Source organism: Candidatus Filomicrobium marinum (genome assembly GCF_000981545.1).
Classification (GTDB): domain Bacteria; phylum Pseudomonadota; class Alphaproteobacteria; order Rhizobiales; family Hyphomicrobiaceae; genus Filomicrobium; species Filomicrobium insigne.
On record NZ_LN829119.1, the window covers coordinates 3824544 to 3837725 of the forward strand.

Annotated in this window: 10 protein-coding genes and 1 tRNA gene; 10 read left to right on the forward strand and 1 reads right to left on the reverse strand. The window is 57.5% G+C overall.

Features of this window, described 5'->3' with window-relative positions:
* Positions 1–220: 220 nt before the first annotated feature.
* The 7 genes from YBN1229_RS17870 (at position 221) to YBN1229_RS17900 (ending at position 8902) form a co-directional block, all read left to right on the forward strand.
* Positions 221–1333: a DUF2066 domain-containing protein gene (locus tag YBN1229_RS17870; RefSeq protein ID WP_052744068.1), complete on the forward strand. Its 1113-nt coding sequence runs from the start codon at positions 221–223 to the stop codon at positions 1331–1333.
* Positions 1334–1487: 154 nt separating this feature from the next.
* Positions 1488–2021 (forward strand): CDP-alcohol phosphatidyltransferase family protein, encoded by a 534-nt coding sequence (locus YBN1229_RS17875; protein ID WP_046479519.1) that lies wholly within the window; start codon positions 1488–1490, stop codon positions 2019–2021.
* A 32-nt stretch (positions 2022–2053) separates the two neighbouring features.
* The gene (locus YBN1229_RS17880; protein WP_046479520.1) at positions 2054–3142 is read left to right on the forward strand and encodes an AI-2E family transporter; all 1089 of its coding nucleotides are present in this window, start codon (positions 2054–2056) and stop codon (positions 3140–3142) included.
* Between the two features lie 43 nt (positions 3143–3185).
* Complete coding sequence (locus YBN1229_RS17885; RefSeq protein WP_046479521.1) at positions 3186–3872, forward strand: HdaA/DnaA family protein; 687 nt, start codon at positions 3186–3188, stop codon at positions 3870–3872.
* 253 nt (positions 3873–4125) lie between these two features.
* The gene (locus tag YBN1229_RS17890; protein ID WP_082101207.1) at positions 4126–6345 is read left to right on the forward strand and encodes an RNA degradosome polyphosphate kinase; all 2220 of its coding nucleotides are present in this window, start codon (positions 4126–4128) and stop codon (positions 6343–6345) included.
* Positions 6342–7877 carry a Ppx/GppA phosphatase family protein gene (locus YBN1229_RS17895; protein ID WP_046479522.1) on the forward strand — a complete coding sequence of 512 codons (1536 nt, stop codon included), beginning with the start codon at positions 6342–6344 and terminating at the stop codon, positions 7875–7877. Before YBN1229_RS17890 ends, YBN1229_RS17895 begins: the two co-directional genes overlap by 4 nt.
* A 119-nt stretch (positions 7878–7996) precedes the next feature.
* The gene (locus YBN1229_RS17900; protein ID WP_046479523.1) at positions 7997–8902 is read left to right on the forward strand and encodes a DnaJ C-terminal domain-containing protein; all 906 of its coding nucleotides are present in this window, start codon (positions 7997–7999) and stop codon (positions 8900–8902) included.
* Between the two features lie 13 nt (positions 8903–8915).
* On the opposite strand, the gene rnd is transcribed toward YBN1229_RS17900, so the two are convergent.
* The gene (gene rnd, locus YBN1229_RS17905) at positions 8916–10085 is read right to left on the reverse strand and encodes a ribonuclease D (RefSeq protein ID WP_046479524.1); all 1170 of its coding nucleotides are present in this window, start codon (positions 10083–10085) and stop codon (positions 8916–8918) included.
* 226 nt (positions 10086–10311) lie between these two features.
* Here rnd and aspS point away from each other — a divergent pair, with 226 nt between their 5' ends.
* The 3 genes from aspS to YBN1229_RS17920 all read left to right on the forward strand — a co-directional run bounded on the left by aspS (position 10312) and on the right by YBN1229_RS17920 (position 13116).
* Positions 10312–12105: an aspartate--tRNA ligase gene (gene aspS / locus YBN1229_RS17910; RefSeq protein WP_046480833.1), complete on the forward strand. Its 1794-nt coding sequence runs from the start codon at positions 10312–10314 to the stop codon at positions 12103–12105.
* Between the two features lie 79 nt (positions 12106–12184).
* Positions 12185–12946: a ceramidase domain-containing protein gene (locus YBN1229_RS17915; protein WP_046479525.1), complete on the forward strand. Its 762-nt coding sequence runs from the start codon at positions 12185–12187 to the stop codon at positions 12944–12946.
* A gap of 83 nt (positions 12947–13029) precedes the next feature.
* A tRNA-Leu gene (locus tag YBN1229_RS17920) sits at positions 13030–13116 on the forward strand.
* Positions 13117–13182 lie beyond the last annotated feature (66 nt).

Sequence of the window (13182 nt, forward strand, 5' to 3'; positions counted from 1 at the left end):
CAGGTTCTGTTATAGCAGCGGGACTGCGGAGACGGGTTAAGCTTATCGGAGTTCGATGGCTCACCCAATTTGGCCCCAAGTCCGGCGATATAGCTGGCCGGGACCGATTTGCGGACGTTGGACGGCATGAAGCTTAATCGACGCGATCCGTCAATCGTCGAGTTAGAATTCGGGTGCACGATTGGGGCGCTTCGAGGCGTGGCAGAGGGGAGAAGGCGACGTGAAATACTGCGGGCAGTTGAACACAATCCTGCGGAGCTTGCTGCTTCTTGCCGTCGTTTTCGTGCCGGTAAACCGGGTTCTGGCGGCCGAATCGCCTGTCTTTACTGTTGCGAATTATCCAGTGCAGGGGCAGGCCAAGGATGCGGTGACCGCCAAACGCCTGGCTATCGAGGATGGTCAGACGGCGGCTTTCAAGTCGTTGTTGAAGCGAATTGTCCCGGTGACGGCCTATGCTGGGCTGGATCGCGTCAAGGCGGTGCAGTCGTCAAAGTACATTTCGGGGATGTCGGTACGCTCGGAGCAGAACTCATCGACGCAGTATTACGCATCCTTGGATTTTTCCTTTTCTGCCAACGCCGTTCGCGACCTGCTTCAGCGTGAGGGCATTCCATTCGTTGATGAACAGGCGCCTTCTCTTACGCTGGTGCCGATCGTTATCCCTTCGCAAGGTGGTGTCCCGGCTCAAGGGGCAAACAACTGGGCCAGCGTTTGGTCTGGGCTAGATATCGTCAATACCGTTTCGCCTTTGCGGGTGACGGGCTGGAACGACAGTCTGCCGACCAACACGCTGCAACAGCTCAAGAATGATGGTGCGGGCGAGGCCATGCGTCATCTCGGGTCTGCTTATGGCGGTGATCGCGTTGTTGTGGCTGAAGCGGAAGTCGATCAGGCTGCGGCGCGGCTTCATGTGACGTTGAGCGGCCGCGACGCGGCCGGTCCGATCTCATGGAAGCACAGCTATCGGATCAGTGACGGCGATGTGGCGTATGCTATGGAGTACGCGGCTGTGGTATCTCTCGGCGTGCTTGAAGGGCGCTGGAAGGCGATAAAGGCACGCGATATGGGCGGGCTTGATGTAATGGCCAGTCCTGCGGCGCAGATACATATTCAGGTGCTTTTCAACAGCGCTGCTGAATGGTATCGCCTACAACAAAACATCTCGGGGCGGCCTGGCGTGCAGGATTTTCAGGTTGGGTCGGTTTCGGCGCGTGGGGCTGAAGTTGTGCTGCGTTTTCCGGGGGGCGGACAACAACTTGCCAACGCTCTGGCGCGTGAGGGTATTTCGCTCACCAACAACGGTGGACAGTGGGTTATGCGTAAGAGCTACTGATTTCCACGCTTACGCCTGCGCCAAATGCGGCATTAAACTTCAATAAGTCTCGACACGGTGGTTCAACCGGGGTGACAATTCCGGTTACAGGGCCGCGCGCCGACAATGATGGGATCTGATCGATGAATCGCAATTGTTTTTGGACCGCCGACACGTGACCATACCCAATTTGATCACGCTCATGCGGGCCATTCTGGTACCCGTCGTGTTTTGGCTGCTTCTTGCGGGCTATATCAAAGCGGCGTTCGTCGTCTTCGTTATTGCTGGTGTATCGGACGGGATTGATGGCCTGCTCGCACGGCGTTTCAATTGGCAGACGGAACTTGGTGCGTATCTCGATCCACTTGCTGACAAGCTTTTAATTGTCAGCATTTTCCTGGCTTTGGGCGTGCGAGGAGATTTGCCGTCCTGGCTCGTGGTGGCGGTTGTTTCGCGAGATCTGTTGATCCTCTTGGCGATCATCGTGTCGTGGCTGTTGAACAAACCGATCAAGATTGATCCGCTTGCCGTCAGCAAAGCGACAACCTTTGCGCAATTGGCGCTTGCGGCATTGGTGCTGGCGGATGAAGGCTTTATGCTTAATGTTGGCGCCTATCGACAGGGGCTTGTGTGGGTCACTGCAGTTTTGACCATCCTGTCGTTGGCAGCGTACCTGCGCAGTTGGCTGGTGCATATGTCGCGGGATTAAACTTCTAGCCTGGCATACGGGGGGCTTGGGCAATGCGTGTTGAGCAGCAAGCTCTGTTCTGGCTGATTGCGGCGGTGGTCCTTGTTTTGCTTATCGGACTTCTGCAAGAGATTCTTCTACCTTTCGTACTCGGCATTTTGTTTGCTTATGGGCTGAATCCGGTAGCGGATGCGCTTGAACGGATTGGTTTGCCGCGCGTGGTCAGCTGTCTTGCGATTGTCGCGCTTCTCGTCATCGCGATTGTGCTGGTGATTGTGTTTGTCGGGCCGGTTCTTGTGGAGCATGTCACGCAGTTTGCGAATGCTTTACCGACCGAGCTGCAACGGCTGCAGGACCTTCTCCAAACGTGGGCTCAAGAGAAATTGGGAACGCATTCTCCTGCAGCCCTTCAGGCTTTCAACTCGGTGCTCACCTCTTTGTCCGAGAACTGGGAGGGCGTTGCATCTTGGGTTGCTCAATCGCTGTGGACGCAGGGACGCGCGCTTTTCAACGTGCTGTCGTTGGTCCTCATCACGCCGCTTGTTGTGTTTTATCTTCTGGTCGACTGGAAGCGTATGCTGGGCGAGGTTGACCGATGGTTACCGCGAGAGCATGCGGCACCCTTGCGTCAGATGGCACGTGACATCAACGGTGCAGTCAGTGCGTTTATTCGCGGGCAAGGCACGGTTTGTCTGATCCTTGGCTGCTTTTATGCGCTCAGTTTGTGGGCCGTCGGCCTGCACTACGGGGCGCTTATCGGCTTTGCTACAGGAGTGTTGGCGTTCGTACCGGTGCTCGGCTGGGCGATTGGTACACTCATTGGGATGACGTTGGCGGTGCTGCAGTTCTGGCCCGATACACTGCCGGTGATGTTGGTCCTCGGTGTTTTTCTGGCAGGTCAAGCGCTCGACGCCGGCATCCTTAGTCCCAATATCGTAGGTTCAAAGATCGGATTACATCCGGTGTGGCTGATCTTCGCCCTATTTGCGTTTAGCTATCTATTTGGGATTGTCGGGGCGCTTGTTGCAGTACCGCTGGCGGCCGCAGTGGGTGTTATCGTCCGATATGGGCTGAAAGCCTATCTTGCCAGTTCGGTATATACGGGAGAGGCACCTGCTGCTCCGGGCGATCCGCCTGTTTGATGAACAGCATTTCGCTTGATCTAAGATTTATGCAAACGAAGCCATGACGACCGCTCCGCGCCAACTGACTCTGGATTTGTCTCATCGTTCGGCTCTGGATCGGGAAGACTTTCTGATCAGCCAGTCGAATGCTGCGGCGGTCGAACTCATTGATGAACCTCAGGCGTGGCCGCATAGCGCGTTGCTTCTGATTGGCCCACAAGGCTCTGGAAAGAGCCATTTGGCGAATGTCTTTCGCTTGTCGCACAGCTCTGATCTGATTGCTGCATCTGACCTCAATGAACAGGCGATTGGTAAGCTGGAGACGGCCGGCGCGTTGGTGGTGGAGGATTTGGAACGGGGAGTTGCCAACGAGCAAGTCCTGTTCCATCTGCTCAACATGGCTCGCCAGGGACGTGGATTGGTGCTCATGACGTCGCGTGTCGCACCCGGGCAGTTAACGTTGGCGCTGCCGGATCTTCGGTCGCGGACACGTGCTTTACCAATCGCAGAGATACAGGCTCCTGACGATTCGCTCTTGCAGGCCGTTCTGGTAAAATTGTTTGCCGACCGGCAACTGGCAGTCGAACCGGCCGTTGTGAAGTTCCTGACGCTACGTATGGAGCGGTCGATGCAGGCAGCTAACGCTGTGGTCGATGAAATTGATCGATTGGCACTCGCGATGCATCGGAAGGTGACTAAGCCGCTTGCGCAGACGGCATTGGAGCAGATGGCAAGCGGCGGTAAATAGTAGCCGGGACTTCGTCCTCGCGCCCGGCCACCGGAGGCTTAGAAATTCCCCAGCTGGCAATTGGGTGGCCCGATATTCACTTCGATTAAACGGGTCGAATACTCCCGAGTCCCAATTGAGAAGCCGATGCCGTAAGAAGGCCGGGTGGTGACGCTTGGTCTGGCTTTTGAGCGCGGGGAACCTGGCCAATCGGTAGGTGGCGGGTATGCTCGATATTCAGTTCAAGAGACGATCTTTCTGAGCGGAGATAACAATGCCTGTTAGCAAAGGAACGCCTCCCGTCAGACCGGAACCGCAAGTGATACCTGAGTCAGGGGATGTCGCACTTGAGGGTAGGTCACGCTATTACAATCGGGAGTTATCCTGGCTTCAGTTTAATAGCCGAGTGCTGGAGGAAGCGAGCAATGAACGCCATCCGCTGCTCGAGCGGCTGCGCTTTCTTTCTATTTCCGCTTCAAATCTCGATGAATTTTACATGGTGCGTGTGGCTGGTATCCACGGCCAGATAATCAATGGCGTGACCTCCTTGTCGAAGGATGGACTGACGCCTTCGCAGCAGCTTGTGCAGATCAATGCATTCGTCAACGATCTCGTTGCCAAGAAGCAGGAGACGTGGAGCCGACTGAACACAGAGCTGATAGAAGCCGGCATTTTCATTGTGGGACCTGATGAACTGACCGAGCAGGAAGAGACGGCGCTGCGTGATCAGTTCTTGTCGAACATCTACCCGCTGCTCACGCCGATTGCGGTCGATCCGGCGCACCCGTTTCCTTTCATCCCGAACAAGGGGCTGACGTTAGCTGCCTTGATGGAGCACAAGACCAAAGGGAAGCGGCAGAACGGCCTCGTTCCGATATCGAGTCAACTTACACGCTTCATTCGTCTGCGAACCGACAAGGATGACGCAAATCAGATGCGGTTCATCCGGGTCGAGTCCGTGATCGGCATGTTCATGGATACGCTGTTCCCAGGATTTAATATCCTGTCTCAGGGGGCGTTCCGTGTCTTGCGTGATAGCGATATCGAGCTGGAAGAAGAAGCGGAAGATCTGGTCCTTACCTTCGAGGAGCTGCTGAAGCAGCGCCGGCGTGGCAATGTCATTCGCCTCGAAATCGATCAGGGGATGCCGGAGAATTTGCGGCATCTTGTGATCCAGGAACTCGACGTGAGTGACGATGCGGTGTTTGTGAAGTCAGGTCTTTTAGGCCTTGCCGATACGACACAGCTCATCACACCTGAGCGTCCTGATCTGCTCTTCAAGCCGTTCAATATCCGTTACCCGGAGCGTGTCCGCCAGTTCGACGGCAACATCTTTGCGGCGATCAAGGCGAAAGATTTCGTTGTTCATCATCCCTACGAGTCGTTCGATGTCGTGGTGCAATACCTACGACAGGCTGTGAACGATCCCAACGTGATGGCGATCAAATGGACGCTTTACCGGACATCGAATGACAGTCCAATTGTGGAAGCGCTCAAGGATGCTGTCGAGGCAGGAAAGTCCGTTACCGCTGTCGTAGAACTCAAGGCACGGTTCGACGAGGCGGCGAACATTCGTTGGGCGCGCGATCTCGAAAAGGCGGGCGTCCACGTTGTCTATGGGTTCATTGAGCTCAAGACCCACGCCAAGCTGGGCATCATTGTGCGGCGGGAAGGCAGTGACCTTGTCACTTATTCGCACATTGGGACGGGCAACTATCATCCACAAACCGCGAAAATTTACACCGACCTCTCGCTTTTTACCGATGACCCCAAAATTGCGCGCGATGTCACACGTGTTCTGAATTTCGTGACCGGTTATGGAGAGCCAGGTGAGCTGGAACTCATGGCCGCAAGCCCGTACGGAATTCGGCGCCGCATTCTCGATCACATCGAAGAGGAGATTGAGTATGCCAAGGCCGGCAGGCCTGCGGCTATGTGGCTCAAAATGAACGCGCTGGTCGATACGCAGATCATCGATAAACTCTATGAGGCGAGCCAAGCAGGCGTGGAGATAGATCTGGTCGTACGCGGCATCTGCTGTCTTCGTCCGGGGGTGCCAGGGCTGTCGGAGCGAATTCGCGCGAAGAGCATGGTTGGCCGGTTCCTGGAGCACGCGCGAATCTATTGCTTCGGACGAGGCAAGGGGTTGCCATCGCCACAAGCCGCCGTCTACATCAGCTCCGCGGATCTCATGCCGCGCAATTTGGATCGGCGGGTTGAGGCATTGACCCCGATTATCAACGCGACAGTCCATGAGCAGGTGCTCAATCAAATTATGGTTGCCAACCTCAAGGATAATCAGCAGAGCTGGCGCATCCTGCCTGATGGCTCGTCGCAGCGCATAATGCCGGAACGCGGAGAGGAACCCTTCAACGCGCATGAGTATTTCATGACGAATCCAAGTCTTTCCGGGCGGGGAGAGGCTCTGCAGAAGCACTTCCCGCGTCGCTTTAGCGGTGTGGCAAAGGCGGCTGAAGTGGGGGGAGACGCGTGACGCTGGTGAAGCAGTTGTTCGAGGATCGGCGTCGGTCTTCGAATCTATCCCCTCTCGCTGTGATCGATATCGGTTCGAACTCCGTTCGGCTGGTTGTCTATGAGGGGGCTTCACGCGCACCAGTCGTGATGTTCAACGAGAAGGTGCTGTGCGGTCTTGGACGGAATGTTGCGACGACGGGTCGGTTAGGTGACGAGGCTGTCCAACGTGCTATCCGGGCCCTTGCGCGATTCCGCGCGCTTGCCGACGTTCTCAAGGTCAAGTCGTTGCAGGTGTTTGCTACGGCTGCAGCTCGTGAAGCGGAAAATGGCGCTGCATTTATCGACGAGGGTGAAAGCGTATGTGGCGCGCCTATTCGCGTGCTTACAGGTGAAGAAGAAGCACGGCTTGCCGCTCAGGGTATCGTCATGGGGATTTCCAACCCTGATGGCATCGTTGGCGACCTGGGTGGTGGCAGCCTCGAACTTATCGATCTGCGAGATAATGACTTTCGCCGAGCGACGACATTACCGCTCGGCGGTCTGCGTTTGATCGACGCAACGGGCAACAAAATCGACAAGGCCATGAGTCTGATCGATGAACAGCTCGATCGTGTCGACTGGCTCCCGGAGGGTCGGGACCGTACATTCTATGCGGTGGGCGGCACCTGGCGCGCGATTGCTGCCATGCATATGGCGCAGATCGATTATCCCCTCCATGTCATGCACGGCTATGTGGTCCCCACCCAGGAACTGATCGACTACGCCGGGATGATCCGCAAGGCGAAGAAACTCACCAGTCTGCGCGGCATTTCAGAGGTGGCCAAAGCGCGGCGTGAGGTGCTTCCCATGGGGGCGGCTGTTCTTGAGCGCCTCTTAGTGCGGCTGGCTCCACAAAAGGTACAGATCTCCGTTTTCGGCGTGCGTGAGGGCTACATCTACAATCTTCTGTCGGCAGCGGAGATGGCCCGAGACCCGCTTCTGAGTTTTTGCCAGGACTACGCGAAATTGCGCTCCCGCTCGGCGGAGCATGCACAGGAGCTTTGCAGCTGGACGGACCCGCTATTCGAGGGACCGGGTTTTGATGAAACACCTGAGGAACGCCGCTTACGCTGTGCCGCATGCCTCTTGTCGGACATCGGTTGGCGTGCGCATCCCGATTATCGCGGAGAACAGAGCCTCAACGTGGTGGCGCATGCTGCGTTGAGCGGCATCGATCATCCAGGGCGTATTTTCCTGGCACTTGCCGTTTATTTCCGGCACGCAGGGCAATCAACCGGGGGGAACGATCAACTGTCCGGACGGCTCAAAGCTGCCGCCAGCCGGCGTTCGCTTTTGCGCGCCCGGGTGCTAGGCGCGGCAATTCGCGTTGCACATATGATGTCGGCGGGCATGCCGGGAATTGTTTGTCATACGCCTCTGTCGTACAACGGCGACTCTTTGGTCCTGTCAATTCCGCGTGCGCGAGCTGCTCTTGATGGCGAGCGGTTGCGTCGGCGGTTTGCGACTTTGGCCGAACTTGTCGCGCGTAAGCCAGAAGTGCGTATCGTCTAGCCTCAAAAATGTGTGTGGACTGATTGCATTGCGGCTCGCTGGTAGATGTTAAGCGCAGGTCCGCCACAATTGTTGTTACATTGAGGCAATGCCGACTTGATCGTTTCGGGGCACGTTAGATGACGGTGATAGATCCGTATGAGGTTCTGGGCGTTGAAAGGAACGCTTCGGACGAGGATATTCGCCGTGCCTTCCGCAAGCTCGCGAAAGAGCTGCATCCCGACCTTAATCCACAGGATCAGACGGCGTCCGACCGTTTCCGGCAGGTCTCGGCTGCCTATGAAATCCTCGGGGACCCGCCAAAGCGGAAGCTATATGATACCGGACAAATCAATGCACAGGGCGAGCCTCGGCGCGGGTTTCAGCATCCGCAATACAGCGGGGCGCAAGGTGCGAGCGCTGGGTCCGGGTTCGCTGGCGGGTTTGGTTTCGGTGACATTTTTGACGAGATGTTTTCCGGACGCCGTAATGCCGGCGCTGGTGGCGGCTTTACCAAGCGTGGTGCCGATGTTCGCTATACCCTTGATGTCGAGTTCGTCGAGGCGATAACCGGCGTCAAAAAGCGAGTAACTATGCCGGAGGGCGGCGTCCTGGATCTGACGGTGCCTGAAGGGGTTCACGATGGCCAGGTTCTGCGCCTAAAGGGCAAAGGCGGTCCAGGCCTTGGGGGCGGTCAGCCGGGCGACGCGCTGGTGGAAATCAAGGTTCGGCCGCACACACGATTCCGGCGTGTTGACGATGATATTCACATCGACGTTCCGATTACGATCGACGAGGCTGTTTTGGGGGGCAAAATCGAAGTCGCCACCATTAATGGCCGCGTTCAGCTCACGTTGCCTAAGGGTACGTCAGGCGGACGGGTATTTCGTCTCAAGGGGAAGGGTGTAAAGAACCGTCAGACCGGTCATACGGGCGATCAAATGGTGACGGTACGCATCGTGCTCCCGAATGAGATCGATGACGAGCTAAGCTATTTCTTCACGGTCTGGCGGCAGAAGCATCGCTACGATCCAGGGCCGCGCTAATACACCGGTGGTGTCAGGTTTCAACGCGGATATCGTTGGTGGTCACGATGCGCACGTCTCCGGCCTTCAGGGTTAGAGCCAGTTCGCCGTTCTTCAATCGCAGGGCGTCTTCACCGAAAAGCTGACGACGCCAGCCCGTCAACGCCGCTACGTCAGGCTCGTTTTCGCGCGCAAGTCGTTCCAGGTCGCTGGCATCTGCGATGAGGCGTGGGGCCACGCGATGACGCGCAGCAGCCGATTTCAATAGAACTTTTAGGAGTTCGAGTGTGGCCGTCGCTTCCGCCGACAGGGGTTGCCCCTGACTTAGTGGCGGTACGGTCGACGGATCGCGATCGAGGCCGCGACGAACGGCTGCGACGATCTCCTTGGCGCGGGCCGATCGCGCGAACCCATCGGAGAGTGAGCGCAATCCCGAGAGTTGTTCTACCGACGTCGGCGATTGGTTGGCGATATCGTAAAGCGCGTCATCGCGCATAATCCGTTGGCGGGGAACGTCCTGGTTTTGGGCCGCGGTTTCGCGCCACGCGGCAAGCTCCATCAACACGCCCAGGGCCTTGCGGTTACGGACCTTGAGTTTTAGGCGCCGCCAAGCGGTTTCCGGGTTCTGCTCATAGGTTTCGGAAGCGGTGAGGGTCCCCATTTCCTCATCCAGCCAAGACGCCCTGCCTGTCGTCTCAAGCTCGTTTTTCAGATGCCGATAGATATCCCGCAGGTGCGTGACGTCTCCAAGCGCGTAGTTAAGCTGTTTTTCGCTGAGTGGCCGTCGAGACCAATCGGTGAAGCGCGAGGATTTGTCGAGGTCAGCGCCGGTAATCTTCTTGGTCAGGTTGATGTAGCTGATTGATTCTCCGAAGCCACAGACCATGGCAGCGACCTGCGTATCAAACACAGGGCTCGGCACGCGGCCAGCCGCGATGTGGACAATCTCGATGTCCTGACGCGCCGCATGAAAAACCTTCATGATCTTGCTGTCGGTCATAAGCGACCAGAGCGGCGTCAGATCCAAGTCCGGCGCCAACGGATCAATGATCGCCTCGACATCGTCGCTGGCGACCTGAATCAGGCACAGCTTGGGCCAATAGGTCTGTTCACGCATAAATTCCGTGTCGACCGTGATGAAATCGGCGGACGAGAGCGTGTGGCAGAGTTCGTGAAGGGCGGAGGGCGTCGTGATGAGTTTCATGCAATGTGGCATATATACCAAGGAAATCGGTTTGTCGCGGGCTGAACGCGTTATTTTCCCACGGGGATGGGTTTCAGTTAAGAGCCTCCATCGGCCTTGACTTTCGGCCACCTACATGCGCTGTTCCGCGCCGGATTTCATGTGTCGACACACCATGTCGCGGTCCGGGTTCAAGGCCGCCTCAGAGGCTGAGGCGGATTCCACCAAGTTAGAGGAATTTCAAGCGATGACACATCGCTATCGTACGCATACATGCGGCGCGTTGCGTGCCGCCGATATCGGGGCTGATGTGCGGCTTTCGGGCTGGGTTCACCGCGTACGCGACCACGGCGGCGTGCTGTTCATCGATTTGCGTGACCACTACGGGCTTACGCAGGTTGTCGCCGATCCTGACAGCGCAGCGTTCAAGGTTGCCGAATCAGTTCGCTCTGAATGGGTTATTCGGGTGGACGCCCGCGTGCGGGCACGGCCAGAGGGAACCGTCAATGCCGAGCTACCGACCGGCGAGATCGAGCTTTATGCGACCGAGATCGAAGTTTTGTCGGCAGCCAAGGAGCTTCCGGTGCCGGTTTTCGGTGAGCCGGACTATCCCGAAGACCTGCGTTTGCAGTACCGCTTCCTCGATCTGCGCCGCGAGACGTTGCATGAAAACATCATGCGCCGTCTTGCTGTCATCAAGTCGATGCGGCGGCGCATGGAAGATGCCGGTTTCTTCGAGTTCTCAACGCCTATTTTGACAGCCTCTTCGCCGGAAGGGGCGCGCGACTTCCTGGTGCCGTCGCGTCTCCATGTCGGCAAGTTCTACGCGCTTCCGCAGGCGCCGCAGATCTACAAGCAGCTGTTGATGGTTTCGGGCTTCGACCGGTATTTCCAGATTGCGCCCTGTTTCCGCGATGAAGACCCGCGCGCGGACCGGCTCCCAGGCGAGTTCTATCAGCTCGACGTCGAGATGAGCTTCGTTGAGCAAGAAGAAATCTTCTCCACGATGGAGCCGATCATCCGCGGTGTGTTCGAGGAATTCGCTGAGGGTCGTAAGGTCACTGAGACATTCCCGAGGATCGCGTACGACGACGCCATCGCCAAATACGGCAGTGACAAGCCCGACTTGCGCAATCCGATCGAGATGCAGGACGTGACGGAGCATTTCCGCGGTTCTGGTTTCAAAGTCTTCGCGGGGATGATCGAGAAGGATCCGAAGGTTCGCGTTTGGGCTATTCCGGCGCCGACGGGCGGCTCGCGTGCGTTCTGTGACCGGATGAATTCGTGGGCGCAAGGCGAGGGTCAACCCGGCCTTGGCTACATCTTCTACCGTGACGAGGAAGCGGCCGGGCCGATCGGCAAGAACATTGGACCGGAACGGTCGGAAGCCATTCGCATGCAGCTTGGTTTGAAGTCGGGTGATGCGGTGTTTTTCGCTGCCGGCACGCCGTCGAAGTTCTACAAGTTCGCGGGCGCAGCCAGAGACCGGATCGGTCAGGAGTTGAAGCTGATCGATGAGGATCGCTTTGCCCTTGCCTGGATCGTCGATTTCCCGATGTACGAGTGGAACGAAGACGAAAAGCGGATCGAGTTTTCGCACAACCCGTTTTCGATGCCTCAGGGTGGATTGGCGGCGCTGGAAGCGGCGACCTCGGACGAGGATCTGCTGGCGCTCAAGGCTTATCAGTACGACATCGTCTGCAACGGCTTTGAGATCGCGTCCGGCGGCATCCGCAACCATCTGCCTGCGGCGATGGTCAAGGCGTTCTCCATCGCGGGGCTGGGGCCGGAAGTCGTCGAGCAGCGGTTCGGCGGTCTTTATCGTGCGTTCCAGTACGGTGCGCCTCCGCACGGTGGCATGGCCGCGGGTGTCGATCGCATGGTGATGCTATTGGTTGACGCGAAGAACCTGCGTGAAGTCTCGTTGTTCCCAATGAACCAGCAGGCGCAAGATCTGTTGATGGGCGCTCCGGGCGACGTGGATGCCAAGCAACTCCGTGAGCTTTCACTTCGCGTCGCAGTGCCGCCGAAAGCGAACTAGCCTACGAAACCTCGGCTGCGGCAGCTCTTTGCCGGCCGCAGCCGTAGGTGCGAAGTGAGGGGCAAGCGAAGAACCGGATATGGACGCGATCGAGACACTTGCGCGCGCGCTTGATGATGCGGTCCCGCCGGGACATTGGCATCAGTCGATCTTTTCGTATTGTGAGCGCGGAACTGACGCGCAGTTCTGGGCTGAGCCCATTAATGCCGTCACGAATGGTGCGTTCTATGTGGCGGCTTTAGCGGCGCTCTTTCTGTGGCTCCGTGGGGCCGGTGGACAGCACCGCATTGTCGATCTGGTGCTGATCGTTCTTGTGTTCGTCATCGGAACAGGAAGTTTTCTGTTCCACACGCTGGCGAACCGCTGGTCTGCGATCTCCGATACCGCGCCGATCGGCCTCTTTATGCTGCTCTACTTCGGCTACGTTCTGAATCGCTTTTTCCGGTTGAACTGGTTCTTGTCTCTGCTGGGCATGGCGCTGTTTGCCGGGATTATCTGGCAGACGCTGACGCTACGGTGTGGCAACGGTCCGTGTTGGAGCGCTTCGGTGGGGTATCTGCCGGCTCTCGTGGCGTTGCTGGGACTTGGTCTGGCTTTGGCCTGGAAGCGTCATCCAGCTTGGCGGCCGATCTTTTTCGGCGGTGTCGTTTTCGCCCTTTCCCTCACTTTGAGGTCGGTGGATCGCTCGCTTTGCGCTTCGACGTATCTGCAAGGCTACGGACGGGTGGGGACGCATTTCATGTGGCACGTGCTCAACGCGACGCTGCTTTATCTGCTGTTGCGCGCGGCGGTGCTTTATGGCGGCACGAAGGATGTCGACGAACGTAAGTCAACGGTATAGTTTGCGCGGCTCTCGCGGACACTCTTGTGTCGGTGGCGCAGGATGAGTATCGGATAACGCTTCGGCTTTGCGTGCCGAGCTTAGCGGACGTGGTGGAACTGGTAGACACACAGGACTTAAAATCCTGAGGCTTAACCGCCGTGCGGGTTCGACTCCCGCCGTCCGCACCAAATCTTCCCGCTTTAGCTCCCGTCAGCACGACACGCATCGGTATCACGATAGGCAGCGCATAAGGC